This window comes from Serratia sp. HMSC15F11 (assembly GCF_001808215.1).
GTDB lineage: Bacteria > Pseudomonadota > Gammaproteobacteria > Enterobacterales > Enterobacteriaceae > Serratia > Serratia nevei.
The window spans coordinates 386,920-407,367 of the sequence record NZ_KV792497.1; the positions used below are offsets into that span (position 1 = coordinate 386,920).

19 protein-coding genes and 1 pseudogene are annotated in these 20,448 nt (G+C 57.6%); 7 read left to right on the forward strand and 13 right to left on the reverse strand.

Annotated features, from left to right (window positions below):
• The 9 genes and pseudogenes from HMPREF3138_RS21470 to umuD all read right to left on the reverse strand — a co-directional run.
• A partial coding sequence (locus HMPREF3138_RS21470) for a peptidase domain-containing ABC transporter (RefSeq protein ID WP_038884848.1) occupies positions 1–1,670 on the reverse strand: 1,670 nt, incomplete at its 3' end.
• On the reverse strand, positions 1,663–2,937 hold the full coding sequence (locus HMPREF3138_RS21475; RefSeq protein WP_038876708.1) for an HlyD family secretion protein: 1,275 nt from the start codon (positions 2,935–2,937) through the stop codon (positions 1,663–1,665). The genes HMPREF3138_RS21475 and HMPREF3138_RS21470, both read right to left, overlap by 8 nt.
• A gap of 87 nt (positions 2,938–3,024) precedes the next feature.
• Positions 3,025–4,302 (reverse strand): TcdA/TcdB catalytic glycosyltransferase domain-containing protein, encoded by a 1,278-nt coding sequence (locus HMPREF3138_RS21480; protein WP_038876706.1) that lies wholly within the window; start codon positions 4,300–4,302, stop codon positions 3,025–3,027.
• Positions 4,303–4,362: 60 nt separating this feature from the next.
• On the reverse strand, positions 4,363–4,629 hold the full coding sequence (locus tag HMPREF3138_RS27275) for a hypothetical protein (protein WP_038877312.1): 267 nt from the start codon (positions 4,627–4,629) through the stop codon (positions 4,363–4,365).
• A gap of 56 nt (positions 4,630–4,685) precedes the next feature.
• A complete protein-coding gene (locus HMPREF3138_RS21490) occupies positions 4,686–4,976 on the reverse strand; it encodes a hypothetical protein (RefSeq protein WP_154292204.1) in 291 nt (96 codons plus the stop codon).
• Positions 4,977–5,325: 349 nt separating this feature from the next.
• Positions 5,326–7,452, reverse strand: coding sequence for a tyrosine-type recombinase/integrase (locus HMPREF3138_RS21495; RefSeq protein ID WP_038876702.1), 2,127 nt, complete (start codon positions 7,450–7,452; stop codon positions 5,326–5,328).
• Positions 7,442–8,443 carry a tyrosine-type recombinase/integrase gene (locus tag HMPREF3138_RS21500; RefSeq protein ID WP_038876700.1) on the reverse strand — a complete coding sequence of 334 codons (1,002 nt, stop codon included), beginning with the start codon at positions 8,441–8,443 and terminating at the stop codon, positions 7,442–7,444. The genes HMPREF3138_RS21495 and HMPREF3138_RS21500 overlap by 11 nt, the downstream gene beginning before the upstream one ends.
• A 71-nt stretch (positions 8,444–8,514) precedes the next feature.
• Positions 8,515–8,742, reverse strand: a pseudogene (locus HMPREF3138_RS21505) (DNA polymerase V subunit UmuC); the annotation flags it as partial.
• A gap of 2 nt (positions 8,743–8,744) precedes the next feature.
• The gene (gene umuD / locus HMPREF3138_RS21510) at positions 8,745–9,179 is read right to left on the reverse strand and encodes a translesion error-prone DNA polymerase V autoproteolytic subunit (protein ID WP_047730422.1); all 435 of its coding nucleotides are present in this window, start codon (positions 9,177–9,179) and stop codon (positions 8,745–8,747) included.
• 308 nt (positions 9,180–9,487) lie between these two features.
• On the opposite strand from umuD, the gene fdhD reads away from it, so the two are divergent.
• Genes fdhD through HMPREF3138_RS21525 form a run of 3 tightly spaced genes read left to right on the forward strand, consistent with a single transcriptional unit; the run spans position 9,488 to position 12,302 of the window.
• A complete protein-coding gene (gene fdhD / locus HMPREF3138_RS21515) occupies positions 9,488–10,330 on the forward strand; it encodes a formate dehydrogenase accessory sulfurtransferase FdhD (RefSeq protein WP_038876693.1) in 843 nt (280 codons plus the stop codon).
• 57 nt (positions 10,331–10,387) lie between these two features.
• Positions 10,388–11,305, forward strand: coding sequence for a bestrophin family protein (locus HMPREF3138_RS21520; protein ID WP_038876691.1), 918 nt, complete (start codon positions 10,388–10,390; stop codon positions 11,303–11,305).
• Between the two features lie 34 nt (positions 11,306–11,339).
• Positions 11,340–12,302, forward strand: coding sequence for a Dyp-type peroxidase (locus tag HMPREF3138_RS21525; RefSeq protein ID WP_038876686.1), 963 nt, complete (start codon positions 11,340–11,342; stop codon positions 12,300–12,302).
• A 26-nt stretch (positions 12,303–12,328) separates the two neighbouring features.
• Here HMPREF3138_RS21525 and arsC read toward each other — a convergent pair whose 3' ends face one another.
• The 3 genes from arsC to HMPREF3138_RS21540 form a co-directional block, all read right to left on the reverse strand.
• Positions 12,329–12,760, reverse strand: a complete 432-nt coding sequence (arsC, locus tag HMPREF3138_RS21530) for an arsenate reductase (glutaredoxin) (RefSeq protein ID WP_038876683.1) — start codon at positions 12,758–12,760, stop codon at positions 12,329–12,331.
• A 14-nt stretch (positions 12,761–12,774) separates the two neighbouring features.
• Positions 12,775–14,064, reverse strand: coding sequence for an arsenic transporter (locus tag HMPREF3138_RS21535; RefSeq protein WP_038876681.1), 1,290 nt, complete (start codon positions 14,062–14,064; stop codon positions 12,775–12,777).
• A gap of 69 nt (positions 14,065–14,133) precedes the next feature.
• Entirely contained in the window at positions 14,134–14,460 is a 327-nt protein-coding gene (locus tag HMPREF3138_RS21540; protein ID WP_038876678.1) for a metalloregulator ArsR/SmtB family transcription factor, read from the reverse strand.
• A gap of 150 nt (positions 14,461–14,610) precedes the next feature.
• Here HMPREF3138_RS21540 and HMPREF3138_RS21545 point away from each other — a divergent pair, with 150 nt between their 5' ends.
• From HMPREF3138_RS21545 to HMPREF3138_RS21560, 4 genes are all read left to right on the forward strand, one after another.
• Entirely contained in the window at positions 14,611–15,711 is a 1,101-nt protein-coding gene (locus HMPREF3138_RS21545) for a YbdK family carboxylate-amine ligase (protein WP_038876676.1), read from the forward strand.
• Positions 15,712–15,806: 95 nt separating this feature from the next.
• Complete coding sequence (locus HMPREF3138_RS21550) at positions 15,807–15,986, forward strand: hypothetical protein (protein WP_038876673.1); 180 nt, start codon at positions 15,807–15,809, stop codon at positions 15,984–15,986.
• Between the two features lie 213 nt (positions 15,987–16,199).
• Positions 16,200–16,796, forward strand: coding sequence for a hypothetical protein (locus HMPREF3138_RS21555; protein ID WP_038876672.1), 597 nt, complete (start codon positions 16,200–16,202; stop codon positions 16,794–16,796).
• Between the two features lie 2 nt (positions 16,797–16,798).
• Positions 16,799–17,572 carry a DUF3307 domain-containing protein gene (locus HMPREF3138_RS21560; protein WP_038876670.1) on the forward strand — a complete coding sequence of 258 codons (774 nt, stop codon included), beginning with the start codon at positions 16,799–16,801 and terminating at the stop codon, positions 17,570–17,572.
• Between the two features lie 48 nt (positions 17,573–17,620).
• Here the strand turns inward: HMPREF3138_RS21560 and mgtA are convergent, their stop codons facing one another.
• Positions 17,621–20,320: a magnesium-translocating P-type ATPase gene (mgtA, locus tag HMPREF3138_RS21565; protein WP_038876668.1), complete on the reverse strand. Its 2,700-nt coding sequence runs from the start codon at positions 20,318–20,320 to the stop codon at positions 17,621–17,623.
• Between the last annotated feature and the right edge of the window lie 128 nt (positions 20,321–20,448).

A 20,448-nucleotide genomic window follows, 5' to 3' on the forward strand; every position in this document is an offset into this window, starting at 1 on the left:
ATATCGACGCCGTTCACCTCAACCCGCCCTGAATCCGGGGGAAACAGCCCGCACAGTACCTTCATCAGCGTGGTCTTGCCAGCGCCGGACGGGCCGACGATGGCAACGCTTTCGCCTGGCGCAATGTTGATGTTCAGGGCATCGAAGACAGCCGGCGACTGGCTGTCGTACCGGTAGCTCAGGGCATGGGTAGACAGCCCCGCGGGTTGCATTCCCCCCGCGTAGGGCAGGTCTGGTTTACGGTTTTCTCGTGGGTGCAGGGCGATATCGGCAATACGTTCGTTGTGCAGGCTCATCATGCGCAGCTGCAGCAAAAACTCCGTCAACGACCCAATACGGTCAGAAAACTGCCCCCGAAAGGCCCCGAAGGCGACGAACATACCGATGGTCATCTGATTATCGATCACCAGGCTGGTGCCCAGCCACAGTATGACGACCTGGTCACAGGCCGCCACGAAGGTGTTGATCCCACCAAACAGCATGTCCATTTTGGTGACCCGGATATCGGTATTGATGGTATCGATTTCCAGGTTGAGCCAGTGGGCGATACGGCGTTCCGCCATGCCCTGCATCTTGACCGTGGCGATACCGTACAGCGTCTCCATGAAATACGAGCCGGCGCGAGCATTTCTCACCAGCGCCTCTTCGGACAGCTGGCGGTAATAGCCGTAGGTCAGCAGGCGCATCAGCACGTAGATAGCAGTAAAGGCAAGCACCACCCAGGTCAGCCAGCCACCATACAGCACCATCATCACCAGCACGCCAATCACCATGATGCCGTCCATGATGGCGCCGACGATACTGGTGGTGAAGGTGCTGCGCAGCGTATCCAGCGAGCCGAAGCGTGACTGAATGTCACCCAGCTTGCGCCGTTCAAAGTAACCGAGCGGCAGGCGCAACAGGTGGGTAAACAGACCTGATTGCCATTGCACGTTGATGAGCGTCGACATGACCAGTCCGGACCAGGCGCGCACCATACCGACGGCGGCCCGCAACAGGATGAACAGCATCAGCCCAACGCAGATGAGCGTCAGTAACCCGCGATCCCCGGCGGGAATGGCGTGATCCATCACCAGCTGTGTGCCGATGGGCATCACCAGGTTGATGGTCTCGAACACCAGAGACAGGCAAAAGATTTTGCCGAGCGTCCCCTTGAGCCCGTGTACGCTACCAATCAGCGTACGCAGGTGAATGCGGTGGCGGATGCTGTCGGCAGTGAAGGCGCTGCCGGGCCAGGCCTCAAGGGCCACGCCGGTGAAACTGCGCGACAGTTCCGTCAGGCTGACGGCTCGGCGCCCACGCGCCGGATCATGCAGCACTGCGCGGTGGCCTTTGACGCTGACCAGCACCACGAAATGGTTGAACTCCCAGTGCAGAATGCAGGGCAGTTTCAGCGCGCCGAGCTCGTCCAGCTCCAGTGACAGGGGGCGGGAGCTCAACCCCAGCTGTTCGGCGATCGCGGTCACCCCGCCCAACGTTGTCCCACGAGCCGACAGATTGAACTGTCGGCGCAGCGCAATCAGGTCGATGTTTTTGCCGTAGTAACCGCAGATCATCGCCAGGCAGGCCAGTCCGCATTCCGACGACTCGGTCTGGTGTACCATCGGAACCCGCTGGCGCAGCCGCAGATCCAACTGGCTGACCCGCTGTTTGAATGTGGGCTTACTCATTGACCGGTCCCGTCGCGCTGTGTTTCATGTCGTAGAACGGTGACAGCATCCATTGATAAATCTTCCTTTTTTCCAGAAACAGGGTGCTTTGCGCTTTCATGCCGTTTTCCAGGCTCAGACGCTTGCCGTCATAGGCAATGGCCTGTTTCTCCGGAATGACGATCACCTTGTAGTAGGGCACGGCGGCGGTCAGCGCCGCTTTGGGCGCCCCCTGATAGGTCAGCATTTCCTGCGGTGAGGCCGGGGCTTTGGAGATGACGGACACCGTACCGGCAAACTGGCCGAATTTTTCCGCCGGAAAGGCGTCATAACGCACATTGACCTTGTCACCGGTGGCGATGTAGGGAATGGCGTCGTTGGGCACCCAAAGCACCAGAGCGTAGTGATCGATGTCGTGGGGGATCACTTGCAGCAAGCTGTCGCCGACGTTGACCATCTGGCCAATCGTGACGCTCAACGAATCGATGCGGCCGTCGGCCAGCGCGCGAACGATAATATCGCCAGTTGCATCGATGTTTTGTCGCTCCTTTTGCAGCTCGTAGCGCTGCAGCTCCATCTGGTAAATCTGGTTGTCGAAGTTGGCGGCCTGGGTATGGATTTGGCTTTCCAGCGCGGTGATCTGCAGCGCATTCTGTTCGTTCTGGCCGGACAGCCCCAGCAGGTTGTTCTGCTGCTGGTAATACAGCGCCACCTGGTTGGTGAGCTGATCCTTATTGATCAGTCCCCTGGTCTGATAGTGCCGGTAGTTCTCCATATTCTCCTTCATGATGCGTATCCCTTCCTGGGCGCGCCGGAGGATGCCGGTGGAGCGGGTGAACGCGGCAGTATACTGCGCTTTTTGTTTTTCCAGCATGGTGAGAGTGGCCTGCTTGCTGCTTTCCAGACGGCTGATGATTTGCACAATGCGCGCCAGCTGGTCATCGATATCCCGCCGCTGGTTATCGCTGACCACCCCGCTACGGGTGCTTTTGCTGACGTCAATCTGGTAAATGGGCGCGCCGGCAGTGATCACCTGCCCTTCGGTGACGAATTTTTTGACCACCACCCCCTGGACGGCGGAATAGACATTGGCGGCACGGGGGTAGGTGCTGATCTCGCCGGTCACGTTGACCCGCCGGGTATAGGTGCCGGCAATCACGAAGGTGAGAAAGGCAATGAGAAAAAACAGGCAGAACCCTGCCGTGAGCCAAAAGGGAATGCCGGGTAACAGCAATGCCCGGCCGCGCCATTTCATTTTCTGGTTATCGATCGCTTCCTGGCGAAACATTATCATCGTCCCTTATTAAAATATCATTTTATTATATTGACAATAAATTCATAAATTAATTAACGTGGTTTGCCCATTTATTTTTAATTACTTTCGCCATGTTGAATGAGTTCCATCTGGAGTATCTATATTATGTTGAAATAATGCAATCCCAAACTCAGTATCTTGCATATATTCAGCGATACTGGACGGTTCTGTAGAGCATTCAACATTAAATAACTCATAAGCCAGCCCCAATAAAACCTCAACAATCAAGCCTGGACCAGTTAGAGCCGATGTCACACAATAGTCCTTCGTTATTAGTTCTGTTCTCCATGTTAAAATCCTGGTCAGATAACATCTAAAACCATCATCAACATAATAGTTGAATATGCAGTTGTTTTTTTCTAGGAATCGATATCTTTTTTTCATAACCCTGAGGATCATCCTTACCGATTTTGATTTTTTGTGAGATGATATGAAGTTATTAAAATAAACGCCCTTTAATCTTCTTAGCGATCCTAATGCCAATAGGTTTTTATAAACATATATATTACCCAGTGGCAGCACCATATCCAAAGAGAAGTTAGCGATATCAATTTCAATGAGCGTTTTTATTTTTTCAAACCTAACAACATCCACCCCTAACGCTTCTGCGTTGTAATTTCCAACATATTCCGATGATGTAACTCTTGAGTTCATTTTATTTAGAAAGCACGCTGTTTTAAACAGGAAAAACATATCATTCTCTATAATACCCTCCTTTTTTATATAATTATTGAGATTGTAATATATGTTATCAGTGTATGGGAGTGTATCAACATCTATATAAACCCCTCCATACTGATAAATGATTAAAAGTCTGATAATGTCACTCGCGCTGGCAAGGTTACATCTTAATATGATCTCATAATAATAATACTTCATGAAATCATCAAAGTCATTGCAAAAAAGTTCTGCTATATTCTTTTTGATAAGGCCTCTGGTTGCAAACCATGATTCTTCTATTGCTTTTGGTTGTTTCTGATGAGGGATTTCATTATTGAGCAAGAACTCAATAACTAGCTCATCAAATGAAAAGCCCTCTTTTATTTTTGAATATATGTAATCAAAAGCTGAATTTTTTATTTTTAACTCAGACTTCTCTTTGTCTTTAATTCCTTTTGTATTGACAAAATCTCGTATGGAACTGTTTAGCAAGTTACATAGTGAGGCATTTCTATCATACCAGAAGAATACCTCTTTATCTTTGTTTGTTTCTCTCCATATTTCTATATAGTGAGTATTTAATTCGTTTAAATCACCAATCCATACAAAATGCAGGATGTTTGGAGCTGATATTTTCTCTGCCTTTGATAAATCAACACCCAATATCCTATGACTCATTTAAATCTCCATGCAAAATAGATTATAGCAAGTCTGAACGATTCGATGCTAGATTATAGCCTAGCTAAAAAAATAGACTATGGCCATAATAATAATACAAATAGAACAGAACAATAAATTACCAGAAAAATCTTTCAATGAATCCAAATAGTCATTGCTGTTTTTATTTAATTTATTAATGGCATCACTTTCGTTCTCTGCTTCTACTTCGACATGGTGTTTTCTGAATCCCTTCTGCTTCATGTCCTTAATTAACTCGCGTGTAACAATTTCCTTTTTTAACACTTTTGACTCATCACTCTTTATAAAAATAACATATCTATTCATCATATACCCTATAAAAGCACAGAATTTTATTTCTGTGCTAGGATTGTGTCTGTTAATTAACGTTTGGTTCCGGATTCTCTGGCCTCTCTCGGTCCGGTGCCATTCCCGCCATAGCCATTTCCTGCTGCCATTGAATTACCATTCCCCCAGAAACCACTGGCACCGGAACCACTACCGTAGGGGCTATTTTGTGACAAGAATGACTGAAGTCCGCGGTCACCACCGTTATTTCCGCCGCGACTTGAAGATCCAGAACCTCCGTTATCAGACGATCTTTTCCCACTTCCGTCTCGATCTTGCCATCCACCTGACACGGCATCGAATTGGCTGCTTAAAATTTCCTTCATGAAAGCTCTCCTATGAATTTGCTGAGTTTGCACAACCATTAGAAATGGTTGAATTACATACTACTCACGCGTCATATGTAAAAAAAATGCAGATATTGTTAAATTGTGACGTTCATCAAGTAAAAATCTTGCCGTTTTGATTAGAGGTCACTTTTTGGTGTTTTGTCAATAATCCATTTATGACGAGAAAGTACGATAAAGTCCGGTTCCGCCTGGAGCAAGCCGGGTAACCCAAGCCAATCGATAACCAACACTCCTCGCGTCAATGCAAGTGACACTCATCACCATTACGATTAAATGGCGTTGGTTGTGAAGCAAGCAAAAGTCAGTGATTTTTTAACCGCTGTCTTCATTCGGTTTCTGGTATGTCGGAGATTTTCCGGATAAAGGTGTCCAATTTTTCAATATCCCCTTCGACAATAGCCTGTTCATCGGGAGTCAGTGGAACCTCTTCCAGATAACGTCGAATGGAGGTCCGGCTTTCCAGCGCCACCGCCCTGGCGCTGCTTTTCGGCAAGCTGAAATCACAGCCGATGCAGGCCATACGATGCGGGCAACTACTCCAGAACGGATTGGTACAGTAAAGCTCTCCCAGATCGTAATACAATGCCGGCCCCGTGTCGGTCATCGCCTGACTGTCGTGATCGATAAGCACGCCAATCATGTGGGAGATCTTGTCGGCCTTGACGAAAGATGCCGCCAGCCGGGTCGGACGGAGGCGAATATAGTGCAGCGTCGAGCGTGGGCAGCTGTGCCCGGACCACGCCATCAGTTCATGCAATGTCATACCCTGCGGTACGCTGGCCAGCGCCGTCACTGCGGAAGCGCGTCCTCGATGGCTGGTGATGCGCCCGCGACTGTCCTCACAAGGCACGCCGGCGCGGGCGCACAATATCGGGATCAGCGTGTTGTTCAGCATCGCACAGCCGGCCTGTCTGCCACGGTACTGGAACAGATAGTGAACTTTTTCACCGGTACGCTCATCGCTGAGTGCAGCCTGCTCAGCCGGGCGCGCCTGCAGCCATAAGTCGACATACTTTTTCACCACAGCCGCCACCGGTTTGACAAAGGCTTTTGATGTTTTGCCGGCGGGGACGCTCAGGTAGCACAGGGTACCGGCGGGAATGAGGCTGCCGTCTTCCTGGACGATATCCTCTCCTTGCGCCTGCACGCACCCGGTCGTCAGCCGCAGGATCTCATTCTGGCGCAGTCCGGCGTGCGTCCAGATAACGGCCATGGCCTGGTGCATGGCAAACGGATAATGAATGCCGGTCAGCATGTCCTCCGGGCGCAGATTGAGGCTGGCCCAAATCAGCCGGAGCCAGACCGGATCGTCGATCACCCGGGGATTGACGCCACGGCTGAAGGTCGGGGTGTTGGGCGTGGCCAGATGGCGATAGGGGCTGAATTGCAACCGTCCCCAGCCCCAGAGTTCATAGTCGATGAAAAAACGCCGCAGGGCATACAGGAAGGACGCCCGGGAATTGCTCTTCATCGGCTGGTCGCCACGCGATGAAACGGGCCGGCGTGGTGATGATGCCAGGGAGAGTTCATCCACGTTGAGCCGAGCCAGCGCGGCGATAAAATCGGCGCAGATGCTGATGGTCCAGTCTTTGGGCTCGCGGATCTGCGGGTGTTCCCGGGCCAGCCACAAACCGATACGCAGGATGATACTGTAGCAGGACTCGCGGGTCTTGGGGCGCAGCACGGACGTTTCCCGCCAGCGCCGGCACCAGGTTGCCCACTCCGGTGCGATGCCGTCGGTATTTTTCTCCCGCCAGCCGATGTAGCCCCGCATGCGCAACGGGCGGTGCAGAATACCCATCGCCGCCAGCCCATGAGACACTTTCCCCACGGCTCTGGCTATCCCTTCCGTTCGATGCTGCTGACCGCGTGTCAGCAGTGCCTCGGTAAAACTCTCAAGCCGCGGGTCGCCGTTTTCCAGCATCAGCAGACTCAGCACCGCGGACAGGAACATCTCTTGCGTGCGGCGTGAATAGCCCAGGCTGACCAACACCGCCAGCAAACGCTGCCATTCCTGCTGACAAATATCCTGGCCAAATACGGCGCGGGCATAACACAGCGGTTGCCGACAGCGCGTGTCCTGCAGCGGGAGTGGCACATCGCTCAGGTGGAAGGCAAACGCCGCCAGCAACGGCCCACTCAGCCGCCGATGCTGATACATCGCCTGCCAGCGCTCTGCCGTCCAGCGGTGACAGGGCATATTCAGGCGGGCCATTTCGGCCAGGATAGCCTGGATAGTCACCCGGACTATCCGCCCGCTCGCCCCGCTGCGCCGGGCAATATCGACCAGCGGCTGCAATAACGGCGGGACAGGTCGGCGCTGCTGATACAACGTGCGCCCGTGAGCGGTGCTGATAGCCCGGCGGTCTTCTTCTGACAACGTATCGTCGAGGCGGTAGGCCGCCCGCTCAAAGGGTTGCCAGATCACCGGGGGGCGATTTTCAGTCGGCATGGGACACCTCCGGACAGCCAAACACCTGGCTGGCGACGCGCCGGTCCTGCTCCGCGATCGCCCCGGCCATTTTGGCCGACAAATCGGTACCGGACAGGTGCAGGTATATCTGGGTGGTGCGGGGATCGCGGTGGCCGGCATAGGCGGCGATTTCGTGCAGCCGCCAGCCGGCCCGGGCGAGGTGCGTCAGGCGCAGATGACGGAAGGTATGCGTTGAAAAATCCGGCAATTCGGCCTGTGTAGCCCAACGCCGCACCGTCTTGCTCCAGTTCCAGATGCTCAGGGGGAGGCCGTGGTTACGGTCCGACACCGAACGAAACAGCGCGCCGCCGGTATGCCCTTCCCGTCGAAGTTGCTGCAGGTGTGCCGCCAGCATCGGGGTCACGGCCGGGTTGTAGCACACCACGCGCTCACGCCGGCTTTTGGTGGTTTCCGCCCGGATACGGATCAAGCGGTGACCCGGATCCAGGTCGTCTATCCCGAGGGCGGTCACTTCGGCCCGCCGCAGGGCGCCATAATAGGCCAGCGCCAGCATCAGACGGTCGCGCAACGAAGCATGTGCCGCCTGTCCGAGCAAGGCAAACCAGCCCGGATCATCCGGAATGCGGGGCAGTTTGACGATGCGCGGCACCAGTCCGCGAGCACTGAAACCCGCAGTGGGCTGCAGGGTACGTGGCACCGGGTTACTATCACAGTTTCCCTGATAGAAGAGGAAATCGTACCAGAGGCGAATGGCGGAGATCCGCAGCTGCAAGGTGGCGCTGGCGACGGGGTGCGTCATCCCCGGCAACTGCGGACGAAGATAGGCGGAAAAGTCCTCAAAGCGCGCGGACTCGGGCCGCAGCGCCTGCGCCTCACAGTGACGTAAATAATGTGCCAGCGCCTGGCGATAAGCGAGTATCGTGGCTGGCGCTCGCCCCAAGTCAGCCAGGATCTTCAGCCATTGTTCGACAAAGAGCATGCTGTGAGTGGAAAGCAGACGTCTGGTCATTGGCATTCACCTTTGATGTGAGAACACGCTCAGTGTTGGCGATCACATGTTGCATTCCACTTAACTTACTACAGCGCGTAGTTGGAGGAGAACACCGCGACGTTGCGGCGACGCATCTCCTCTTTGATTTTGAAATAAGGCGCGCCCATCGGTACGCCCAGCGCCTTCGCCTCGGCGCTGCGGGCGATCACGCAGCCGTCGTTGTTGGACAGCACGATCACCGGCTGCCCGCGCAGATCGGGCCGAAAGATGGTCTCGCAGGAGGCGTAGAAGCTGTTAACGTCCACCAGAGCGAACAGGGTTACCGGGCCGCGTAGACGATAAAGGTCACCACGCCGAAGATCTCCAGCTGCGCCTCGTCGTCGAACACGATCGGCGCGTAGGCGGGATTCATCGGCAACAGCCGCACGTCGGGGTGGCGCTGCAGCTTTTTGACGGTGAATTCGCCGTCCACCGCGGCGATCACGATATTGCCGTGCTCCGGCGTCAGGGCGCTGTCGACGATCAGCAGATCGCCATCCTGGATATTGCCGTCGATCATCGACTCACCGCTGGCGCGCACGAAATAGGTGGCGTTGGGGTGCCGCACCAGCAGCTTGCCGATATCCAGCCTGCTCTCGACATAGTCCTGCGCCGGGGAAGGAAAGCCGCAGGCCACGCGATCGGCAAACAGCGGTAACGTCAGGGGATCACCTGGTGAAAAAGCATACAATCTTGAATTGCTCAGCATAATCATAATCAAACTGTATATTTATACAGTAAAGCATAAACAAAAAGCGAACGCGTGCAACCCCCTATCCCCCTGCGGATCGCGCTTTCCCGCGTAATATAATAATTTTCTGAGCGATTTTTTTTTACGCCTGCTAAGCGTTTCACCGCCCCTTGCACACACGTTATCCACCAAAACTGTGGATAACCTGATGGGGGCGTCGACAGAGCGTCATTTCCTTACGTGAGCGGGATCAGGATCCTGTATAATCCCCACACCTGCTAATAAGAATTCACTCCCGTCGGCGCCTCGTCACCGACGGTCACGAGAACGTTATGAACAAGCACCTGCTCCTCGCAGAAACCGACGATATCGAACAGGAATGCCTGTCGCGCCACGCGGTCTGGCAGCGCAACGATCTGGCTCAGGCGCAACAGGATTGGCTGGCGGAAGAAGTGCCGGTCGCCCTGGTGTACAACGGCATTTCCCACGTGGTGATGATGGCGACGCCGAAAGATCTGGCGGCCTTCGCCATCGGTTTCTCGCTGTCCGAAGGCATCATTGCCTCCCCCGACGATATCTACGACATCCGCCAACAGCCGGCCTGCAACGGCATTGAAGTGCATGTGGAACTCTCGAGCCGCCGCTTTATGCAGCTGAAAGAGAAGCGCCGCAGCCTGGCCGGCCGCACCGGCTGCGGCGTCTGCGGGGTGGAGCAGCTGCAGGAGGTCGCCCAGCCCATCGCGCCGCTGCCCTTCACGCAACGCTTCGATTTGGCCCTGCTCGACCGGGCGTTGGCGCAGCTGCAGGAGGTGCAAACGGTAGGGAAACTGACCGGCTGCACCCACGCGGCGGCCTGGATCCAGCCGGACGGCGCACTCAGCGGCGGGTGTGAAGACGTCGGCCGCCACGTGGCGCTCGACAAACTGCTGGGCTACCGCAGCCAACAGGCGTGGCTGCAGGGGGCGGCGCTGGTGTCGAGCCGCGCCAGCTATGAAATGGTGCAAAAATCCGCCATGTGCGGCGTCGAGATCCTGTTCGCCGTTTCCGCCGCCACCCGCCTGGCGGTCGAGGTGGCCGAGCGCAGCAACCTGACGCTGGTGGGCTTCAGCAAGCCGGGGCGCGCTACCGTCTATACGCACCCGCAGCGGCTCTGGCAATCGACGCCGGCGGCCTAACGCCGCCGGACAAGAATCGACTATTCTCAATAGCAGAACACCAGGAAGCCCCACGTCATGATCATTCGCCCGCACCAGAACTGGTTTATTCGCCTGTTCGCCTGGCACGGTTCCGTGCTGTCAAAGATCACCTTTCGTCTGTCGCTGAACGTACTGATGTCGATAGTGGCGGTGATCAGCTATCAATGGTACGAGCAGCTCGGCGTACATTTAACCATCGCGCCGTTCAGCCTGCTGGGTATCGCCATCGCCATTTTTCTCGGCTTTCGCAATAACGCCGGCTACAGCCGCTTTGTCGAAGCGCGCAACCTGTGGGGCTCGCTGCTGATTACCGAGCGATCCCTGCTGCGCCAGATCAAAAGCCTGCTGCCGGACGAACCGGCGGTGCATCAGAAGGTCGCCAAGCTGCTGATCGCCTTCAGCTGGAGCCTGAAGCATCAGCTGCGCGCCACCGATCCGACCGCCGATCTGTACCACAACCTCACCAGCAAAGAGCTGGCGGAAGTGATCGCCAGCCCGATGCCGACCAACCGCATCCTGCTGATGCTGGGCCAGGAGATCGGCAAGCTGCGCCGCCAGGGGCTGCTGAGCGACATCACCTTCGAGCTGCTCGACAACAAGCTGAGCGAACTGTCCCACGCCCTCGGCGGCTGCGAACGGCTCGCCAGCACGCCGGTGCCGTTCGCCTATACCCTGATCCTGCAGCGCACCGTTTACCTGTTCTGCAGCCTGCTGCCTTTTGCCCTGGTGACCGACCTGCATTACATGACACCGTTTGTTTCGGTGTTCATTTCCTATACCTTCTTATCCTGGGACTCACTGGCCGAAGAGCTGGAGGATCCGTTCGGCGTGTCGGCCAACCATCTGCCGTTAAACGCCATCTGCAACACCATCGAGCGCAACCTGCTGGAAATGAACGACCAAAGCCCGCTGCCGCCGCCGATGAAACCCGACGAGCACTTTAATTTGATTTGACCTATTTCACCCGAACACACTGGAGCCGAATGCAATGAATGCAAATAACCACCCGCCACAAGCCGTATTCACGCCGGTGACGCGCCATGCCATCTTCATCGTCGCCACCCTGTCGCCCGTTCCCGCCCATCTGGCGGCGGTGCGCGCCTGGTGCGGCGATATCGCCGCCGTGGTGCGATCGGTCGGCAAACGCGCGCCGGCGGGCAACCTCACCTGCGTCTGCGGCTTCGGCTCCGAAGCCTGGGATACGCTGTTTGGCGCGCCGCGCCCTCGCCAGCTGCATCCGTTCAGCCCGATCGGCAGCGGGGAACGCGTCGCCGTCGCCACGCCCGGCGATATTCTGCTGCATATCCGCGCCGATGAAATGGATCTGTGTTTCGAACTGGCCTCGCAGCTGGTCGGCAAGCTCGGCGACGCCGTGACGGTCATTGAAGAGGTGCACGGCTTCCGTTACTTCGATCAGCGCGCCATGATCGGCTTCGTCGACGGTACGGAGAACCCGGAGAGGCACGAAGCCTTCGACTACACGGTGATCGGCGACGAAGACGCGGCGTTCAGCGGCGGCAGCTATGTGCTGGTGCAAAAATACCTGCATGATATGCAGGGCTGGAACTCGCTCAGCGTGGAAACGCAGGAGAAGATCATCGGCCGCCATAAGCAGTCCAACATCGAGCTGGATGAAGCGGTCAAACCGTCGTCATCGCACAGTTCGCTGACCACCATCACCGACGAGCAAGGCAACGAGGTGAAAATTCTGCGCGACAACATGCCGTTCGGCCGCCCCGGCCTGCGCGAATTCGGCACCTACTTTATCGGCTATGCGCGCTCCCCGCAGCCGATCGAGCAGATGCTGGAAAACATGTTTATCGGCCGCCCGGCCGGCAACTACGATCGGCTGCTCGATTTTAGCCACGCGGTGACCGGCACCCTGTTCTTCGTGCCTTCCGCCCCGCTGCTCGAAGCGCTGGCCGACCGCAGCGGCGCCGAACTGCACTGATTTTGCCAGACGCCGGGCCGCAGCGATCAGCCTTTGGTTATCCTGCGGCCCTGCGCATCGATTACCGGCTCCCCATCCTCTTTGCTGAAAGCGCCGCGCTGCGGATCCGGCAGAATATCCAACACCGCCTCCGACGGCCGGCACAGACGCGTACCGAGCGGTGTCACCACAATCGGCCGATTGATCAGGAGCGGCTGTTGCAACATGAAGTCGATCAGTTGCTCATCGCTCCAGCCGCTTTCGTCCAGTTTCAGTTCGGCATAAGGCGCGACGTTTTTACGCAGCAGCGCGCGCGGCGTCATGCCCATCTCGGCCAGCAGCGCAATCAACCGTTCGCGGCTGGGAGGCGTTTCCAGATACAAAATCACCTCCGGCTCAACGCCGCTGTTGCGGATCAGCGCCAACGTGTTGCGCGACGTGCCACAGGCCGGGTTGTGAAAAATCTTGATACTGCTCATGACGGTTTCTCCGGTTAAGACAAAACGGACAGCCGCAGCGCCAGCGCGGCCAAGGTGACGAACAGGATTGGCAGCGTCATCACCAGCCCCACGCGAAAATAATAGCCCCAGGTAATGACGATGTTCTTCCTTGCCAATACATGCAGCCACAGCAACGTGGCCAGGCTGCCGATCGGGGTGATTTTGGGGCCGAGATCGCTGCCGATGATGTTGGCGTAAATCATCGCCTGCTTGATGACGCCTTCCGCGCTACTGCCGTCAATTGACAGTGCCCCCACCAGCACCGTCGGCATGTTATTCATGACGGAAGAGAGAAACGCGCTCAGGAAGCCGGCGCCGAACGTCGCCGCCCACAGCCCCTGCCGCGCCAGCGCGTCCAATACGCCGGAAAGCAGCTCAGTCAAGCCGGCATTGCGCAGCCCATAAACCACCAGATACATGCCCAGCGAGAAAATCACGATCTGCCAGGGCGCCCCGCGCAGCACTTTACCGGTATCGATCGCCCGTCCGCGTTTCGCCACCGCCAGCAGAACCAGCGCACCGCAGGCAGCGACCAAACTTACCGGCACACCGAGCGGCTCCAGGGCGAAGAAACCCATCAGCAACAGCGCCAATACCGCCCAGCCGGTTCGGAAAGTCGCACGATCGCGAATCGCATCCTGGGGTATCGGTAAACGCGTCAACGCGTAGCACCGCGGAATATCCTTGCGAAAGAACAGATGCAACATCACCAGGGTCGCCGCCACGGCGGCAACGTTGACCGGCACCATCACCGCCGCATACTCCGTAAAGCCCAGCCGGAAAAAATCCGCCGAAACGATATTCACCAGATTGGACACCACCAGCGGCAGGCTGGCGGTATCGGCGATAAAGCCCGCCGCCATCACGAAAGCCAGCACCGCCGCAGGGCGGAAGCCGAGCGCCGACAGCATGGCGATCACGATCGGCGTAAGGATTAACGCGGCGCCGTCGTTCGCGAACAGCGCCGCCACCACGGCCCCCAGCAGCAGCATGTAGGTAAACAACCATCGGCCTTTGCCGTTGCCCCAGCGCGCGACGTGCAAGGCGGTCCAGGCAAAGAAGCCGCTCTCATCCAGCAGCAGGCTGATGATGATGACGGCGATAAAGGTCGCAGTCGCATTCCAGACTATCTGCCACACCACGGGAATATCGCCGACGTGCACCACGCCGCTCAGTAATGCCAATCCCGCGCCGAACGCCGCGCTCCAGCCGATACCCAGCCCTCTCGGTTGCCAGATCACCAAGGCCAACGTCAGAATAAAGATCGCCCCTGCCACCATCATCGCCGTCTCACTGCCTCTTTAAATTTACATATATGATTTTTCGTATGTGTTTATGCAAAATTTTTATCGTTACGGGCAGCCTTTCGCCACGCGTTGCGCCAACGCCATCATCTGTTCTGGCCGACACTGATAAGCCTGCTCAATAATCCCCGCCGCCCAGGCCGGCATATGCGGCGACAGGCGATAATGTATCCACTTGCCATCGCGCCGATCGAGCAACAGCCCGTTTTCACGCAGCATCGCCAGATGCCTTGAGATTTTGGGTTGCGGCAGCGCCAATGCGCCCGACAGCTCGCACACGCACAGCTCGCCGGCGTGGCGCAGCAACAGCACCAGCGTCAGACGCGTTTCGTCCGACAAGTTTTTAAACAGCCTCAGCGGCGTCAATGACGTCATTTCGCACTCCCGTTAACCTTTCTCTTCTCCACAAATCGCTTGTGAAGATACCATCTTCATATTCGAAAAAACAAATATAAAATACAGACGTTGTCCCTCTCGCCGAGGCATATACTTATCTTTATGCTGTTATTGCAGGAAGGAGGCACCATGCCGCTCACATTCAAACGTTCGGAAAGGCTCTCCATCGGCACCGAAATAGAGCTGCAGCTGGTCGATGACGAGCGCTACGATCTCACCGATCGGGTGGTCAGCGCGGTCGGCGATCGCCGGCGCGTCAAACATGAGCTCACCAAATCGATGGTGGAGCTGAACAGCTCGGTGCATCGCGATCTCGATGAGCTGCACGCCGAGCTGCGCGCCCTGACGGAAACCGTCCGGCGCAGCGCACAGCGCCAGAGCTGCGACGTCTGCGGCGGCGGCCGCCATCTCAGCAACGACTGGCGCAAGCAGGTCATCAGCGACAGCGCGCGCTACAGGCAGTTGGCCAGCCGCTTTGGCTATCTCTCCAAGCTGGCCTGCGTGTTCGGCCAACACATCCACCTCGGCGTCAACGACGGGGACGAGGCAATGTACCTGTGCCATGCGCTGACGCCCTATTTTCCGCAGCTGATCGCGCTCAGCGCTTCGTCGCCGCTGTATCAGGGCGTCGACACGCACTTTGCCAGCTCCCGTTTCAGCGCCCAGAATTCCTTCCCCAACTACGGGTGCCTGGAACACATCTACAGCTGGTGCGAATTCAGCGCCTACTACGAACGGCTGAACGCCGCCGGCGTGATTAAAAACGTCAAGGATATTTACTGGGATGCGCGGCCGAAACCGGAGCTGGGTACGGTGGAGATCCGCATCTGCGATACGCCGCTGCGCCTCTCGCATGCCGTGCTGCTGGTCGGTTACTGCCGTCTGCTGGCTGATTTTCTGTTGCGGCGCAGGACGCCGATCGCGCCGGAATACGATGCCTTCACCCATTACAACAAGATCAACGCCTATCGCAGCGGTTTCGCCGCCGAATACGTCGATTCCGCGACGCTGCGCAGCAGCAGCCTGACCGCCCACATCCTGCACACGCTCGAAGCGCTGACCAGTTGCGCCGAGCGACAGGAGGATCGGGCCGTGCTGCAGGCGATCGAGCGCCATGTCCGCCAGGGCATCAGCGATTCGGAGCATATCCGTCAGATGTTGCACAACGGCCTGCCGCAGGCTCAGGTGATCAAGCGCCTGTGCGACGAGCTGTTGCAACCGGCAAGTTAAGTTTCAGCTATCGATTCCATACGCTAAAGCCACTGTTCATTATGTGCTCTTTCGCTACAATCGTGAGCACTGACATTCACCGTATCGAGGACACCATGTACAACTTCTCCCGCTATCAGGCAAAAGAACTGGCGCTGGCTTACATGAGCGGCAAAAAACACGATCTGTCGCCGCAAGAGTTTTTGCAGCAGCTGAAAAGCAGCGAACGTTCGTTTGAGCACCTGCTGAAACACGGCAGCGAAATGCCGCGTGACCTGCTGGTTAAAAGCTTCTGAACGGCCGGTCGCCGGCCACTTTTCCTCTACGCCGCCGGTGGCGAGCCTGACAGGCCCGCGCATTCCCGGCCGTTCATCCCCCACTGCTCGCCCAGCCTCGTTTCGTCCCCACAGGCGAAAACCTGATAAATTCGCATCCACAGGCGAATTATTGACATATTCGCATCCAGGTGCGAATTTATAGTCATCCCTCGGCAAACAACGGAACACGCCATGCCAACGCCAATCAGCGTTATCAGCGGCGATCTGGTCGATTCTCGCCGGTCAGACACCGCCAACTACCTCAATGGGCTGCATAGCCTGCTCGATCGGCTGCGGCGCGACGGGCGGCTGCATCAGGTGGAAATCTTTCGCGGCGATGCCTTCCAGGCGCAGGCCGCCCCGGAGGACGGGCTGCTGCTGGCGGTGTACATTCGCCTCGCGCTGCGGGCAATGGGTGCCGCGCACTGGGATGCGCGCATCGCCATCGGGCTGGGCAGCCAACGGCCCGACGCCGCCGGTTACGGCAGCGCCTTTATCAATTCCGGCAGCGCGCTGGACGCCATGGCAAAAAATTGCCGGCTGGCTCTGAAAACCGACAACGATCGGACAAACGCCATTGTCAGCGATCTGCTGCCGATGTTAGATCATGTGATTGGCCGCCTGTCACAGGCCGAAGCGCGCATCGTTCAGGCGAGAATGTTCGCCGACAGTGGCGCCGCCGTGGCGGACCAGCTGCAGAAAGCCGCCTCCACGGTCTCCGCCGCGCTGAAACGCGCGGCCTACGAGGAAATCATGCGGTTTATTCACGCCATTAACAGGATCGTCTGACTATGGATCTGACCTACGCGCCTTTGCTGGCCTGGCTGTTGCTCGTCCACCTGCTGGCGGATTTTCCGCTGCAGCCGCTGAGTTGGGTGGAAGATAAAATCCAACAGCGCGCACGTTCACGTTTTCTGGTGTTGCACGCGTTGCTGCACGGGGTGCTGGCCGCCTGGGTGGTGGCCGGTTTCGGCCTGCTGCACGGCGGGCTTTCCTCACTTCAGGTGCTGGCCAGCCTGCTGGTCATCGCCGTCAGCCACTACCTGATCGATCTGCTGAAAGTCACCGCGATGAGCCGCCTGAGCCCGGCCCGCAGTTTCCTGCTCGATCAGGGATTGCATCTGGCGGTGATCGCCTTGCTGTGGCTGGGGCTGACGCCGAACGCCGGTGAACTGCTCGCTGCACTGGGGCGGCAACTGGGGCGCTGGCAAACCGGCCTGGTGCTGGTGGCCTACAGTCTGATCTATCTGCCGATGAGTCTGCTGATCGGGCAGCTGCTGGCGCGCTGGACGCCGCAAATGCCGCCTTCGGCCAAGGCCGACAACGACTCGCTGCTGCGCGCGGGCAAACAGATTGGCTATCTGGAGAGAACGCTGATCCTGACTTTTGTGCTGCTGGGGCAAATCCCGGCGATCGGCTTTTTGCTGGCGGCCAAATCTATCTTCCGTTTCGGCGATCTGCGCCAGAGCGACGATAAGATGCGCACCGAGTATGTGCTGCTCGGCACGCTGTTTTCCTTCACGCTGACCATCATGCTTGGCCTGTTGGTCAACAAACTGCTGTAGGGGTGCGGGGGCGAAGAATTTCGCCCCCGAAGTGAACGCCGAGGCGGCTTAGAGCCACTCGCCGAAGCGGCGGATATAGAAACGCTTCATCAACTGCGCGACCACGCAGTAGCTGACCAGCGTAGCGGCCAACCACGGGAAGTATTCCCACGGCAGCGGCTGCAGGCCAACCAGGGCGCCGAGCGGCGAGAACGGAATGTAGATGCCGAGCGCCATCACCAACCCGGTGGTCAGCAACACCGGTAGCGCCGCGGTGCTCTGAATGAACGGGATCTTCTGGGTGCGCAGCATATGCACCACCAGCGTTTGCGACAGCAGCCCCTCAATGAACCAGCCGGACTGGAACAGCGCCTGGTGTTCCACGCTGTTGGCGGCGAACACGTACCACATCAACGCATACGTCGTGATATCGAAGATTGACGAGGTCGGCCCAATCCACAGCATAAAGCGCCCGATGTTTTTGGAGTCCCACTTGCGCGGCTTGCGCAGGAACTCTTTATCCATCTTGTCCCACGGCAGCGACAGCTGAGAAATGTCGTACATCAGGTTTTGAATCAACAGGTGGATCGCCAGCATCGGCAGGAACGGGATGAAGGCGCTGGCCACCAGCACCGAGAACACGTTGCCGAAGTTGGAGCTGGCGGTCATGTTCAGGTACTTGATGATATTGCCGAAGGTCTCGCGCCCTTTGATCACCCCCTCTTCCAGCACCATCAGGTTCTTTTCCAACAGGATGATGTCCGCCGACTCCTTGGCGATGTCGGTGCCGGTGTCGACCGAAATGCCGACGTCGGCGTCGCGCAGCGCCGGCGCATCGTTGATGCCGTCGCCGAGGAAACCGACGGTATGGCCGTTGGCCTGCAGCATTTTCAGCACCCGCGATTTTTGCAGCGGCGTCAGCTTGGTGAAAACCGTGCGCTGCTCCACTTCGCGCGCCAGTTCTTCGTCATCCATCTGCTCAATTCGCAGCCCGGAGAGCGGTTCACCCGGCTCCAGCCCAACGTCGCGGCAAATCTTGCAGGTGATCACCGGGTTGTCGCCGGTCAGCACCTTCACCGTCACGCCGTTTTCCTGCAGCGCGGCGATCGCCTGCTGCGCGCTCTCCTTCGGCGGATCGAGGAAGGTCAGCAGCCCTTGCACCACCATGTCGCGCTCGTCGGCCACGCTCAGCGGGTCGGCCGGGCGTTGCGCATCCAGCTCGCGCGTCGCCAGCACCAGCACGCGGAAACCGTCTTCGTTATACTCGCGGGCCAGCGCCTGCAGCGCCGCACGGCGCGCGTCGTCCAGTTCCAGCGTCTTGTCGCCTTCACGCACGTGAGTGGCGATCTCCAGCATCTCCTCTACCGCGCCCTTACAGATCAGCTGCTGCTTGCCATTTTCGTCCGCCACCACGATCGACAGCCGGCGGCGCACGAAGTCGAACGGCAGCTCATCCACCTTGCTGAAACGGCCCAGGGCTTCGATCCCCGGTTTGCCGCGCCCGAAGCGGATCACCGCCTGGTCCATCAGGTTCTTCATGCCGCTCTGATGGAAGCTGTTCAGCCAGGCCAGGTGCAGCACCTCGTTATCCCTGGCGCCAGTGACGTCGATGTGGTGCTCGAGAATGATGCGATCCTGGGTCAGGGTGCCGGTCTTGTCGGTGCAGAGCACGTCCATGGCGCCGAAGTTTTGAATGGCGTTCAGGCGCTTCACCACCACCTTGCGGCGCGACATGGCGATCGCCCCTTTGGCCAGGTTGGAGCTGACGATCATCGGCAGCATTTCCGGCGTCAGGCCGACCGCCACCGCCAGTGCGAACAGCGCCGCCTCGCTCCAGTCGCCTTTGGTGAAGCCGTTGATCAGCAACACCACCGGCACCATCACCAGCATGAAGCGAATCAGCAGCCAGCTGACGCTGTTCACCCCGCGATCGAACGCGGTTTGCGCCCGCGAACCGACGATCGACTTGGCCAGCGAGCCGAAGTAAGTGCGTCCGCCGGTCGCCACCACCACCGCCGTGGCGGTGCCGCTGGCGACGTTGGTGCCCATCAGGCAGATATTGGAGAGCTCAAGCAGCGCGTTCTCGCTGGATACCTCCCCGTCGCTCGACTTCTGCGCCACGTTGCCCATCGCATCGTATTTCTCGATGGGGATCGCTTCGCCGGTCAAAATCGCCTGGCTGATGAACAGATCGCGCGAGGCGATAAGACGCACGTCGGCCGGCACCATGTCACCGGCGGAGAGCTGAATGATATCCCCCGGCACCAGTTCACGGATCGGCACTTCCAGCGTCAGCGGATGCGCGCTGTAGCTGCTGCGGCGCAGCACCGTGGCGGTGGTGCGCACCATCGACTTCAGCGCTTCCGCCGCTTTGTTGGTGCGGTATTCCTGCCAAAAACGCAGCAGCCCGCTCAACGTGACCATGGTCAGAATGATAATAACGCCGGTGAGTTCAGTTTCTTCACCGCTCTGGCGCGGCAGCCAATAATCGGTAAAGAAACTGATCGCAGCCAGCACCATCAGCACGAAGATAAACGGGTTGTTAAAGGCCTTGATCAGCTGAATCAAAGCATGCGGCGCCTTGTCGTGGGCGACCTGGTTGGCGCCGAACTGCTCCAACCGCTCATCGGCGTCGTCCTGGGTCAAGCCGTTGCGGTTGCACTTAAGGTTCGCCAGCGTTTGGGCGATGCTGTTAGTCGCCTCTTGCGCAATGGCGTAGGTCACCGCGTCTTTATCACGGCGACGCGTTCTTTCATTAATCTGAGTCATAACGCTATTCTCTTATTTTCGTTCTGCGCACAGGGATATCCCGCCCGATAAACAGGTGACTCTGCGCAGAGTGGAATTTTTTAATTAGCGTGACTGAATAGCGTGATTACCCTGTCAGCCACGCAGAA

Coding starts and splice junctions, on each gene's coding strand:
- HMPREF3138_RS21535 (WP_038876681.1), bottom strand. CDS start 14,064: ATGATGGTGGCAGGGGCGATCTTTATTCTGACGTTGGCCTTGGTGATC.
- HMPREF3138_RS21495 (WP_038876702.1), bottom strand. CDS start 7,452: ATGCCGACTGAAAATCGCCCCCCGGTGATCTGGCAACCCTTTGAGCGG.
- HMPREF3138_RS21545 (WP_038876676.1), top strand. CDS start 14,611: ATGCCGCTCACATTCAAACGTTCGGAAAGGCTCTCCATCGGCACCGAA.
- HMPREF3138_RS21520 (WP_038876691.1), top strand. CDS start 10,388: ATGATCATTCGCCCGCACCAGAACTGGTTTATTCGCCTGTTCGCCTGG.
- HMPREF3138_RS21490 (WP_154292204.1), bottom strand. CDS start 4,976: ATGAAGGAAATTTTAAGCAGCCAATTCGATGCCGTGTCAGGTGGATGG.
- HMPREF3138_RS21475 (WP_038876708.1), bottom strand. CDS start 2,937: ATGTTTCGCCAGGAAGCGATCGATAACCAGAAAATGAAATGGCGCGGC.
- HMPREF3138_RS21540 (WP_038876678.1), bottom strand. CDS start 14,460: ATGACGTCATTGACGCCGCTGAGGCTGTTTAAAAACTTGTCGGACGAA.
- fdhD (WP_038876693.1), top strand. CDS start 9,488: ATGAACAAGCACCTGCTCCTCGCAGAAACCGACGATATCGAACAGGAA.
- arsC (WP_038876683.1), bottom strand. CDS start 12,760: ATGAGCAGTATCAAGATTTTTCACAACCCGGCCTGTGGCACGTCGCGC.
- HMPREF3138_RS27275 (WP_038877312.1), bottom strand. CDS start 4,629: ATGAATAGATATGTTATTTTTATAAAGAGTGATGAGTCAAAAGTGTTA.
- HMPREF3138_RS21550 (WP_038876673.1), top strand. CDS start 15,807: ATGTACAACTTCTCCCGCTATCAGGCAAAAGAACTGGCGCTGGCTTAC.
- HMPREF3138_RS21480 (WP_038876706.1), bottom strand. CDS start 4,302: ATGAGTCATAGGATATTGGGTGTTGATTTATCAAAGGCAGAGAAAATA.
- HMPREF3138_RS21500 (WP_038876700.1), bottom strand. CDS start 8,443: ATGACCAGACGTCTGCTTTCCACTCACAGCATGCTCTTTGTCGAACAA.
- mgtA (WP_038876668.1), bottom strand. CDS start 20,320: ATGACTCAGATTAATGAAAGAACGCGTCGCCGTGATAAAGACGCGGTG.
- umuD (WP_047730422.1), bottom strand. CDS start 9,179: ATGATTATGCTGAGCAATTCAAGATTGTATGCTTTTTCACCAGGTGAT.
- HMPREF3138_RS21560 (WP_038876670.1), top strand. CDS start 16,799: ATGGATCTGACCTACGCGCCTTTGCTGGCCTGGCTGTTGCTCGTCCAC.
- HMPREF3138_RS21525 (WP_038876686.1), top strand. CDS start 11,340: ATGAATGCAAATAACCACCCGCCACAAGCCGTATTCACGCCGGTGACG.
- HMPREF3138_RS21555 (WP_038876672.1), top strand. CDS start 16,200: ATGCCAACGCCAATCAGCGTTATCAGCGGCGATCTGGTCGATTCTCGC.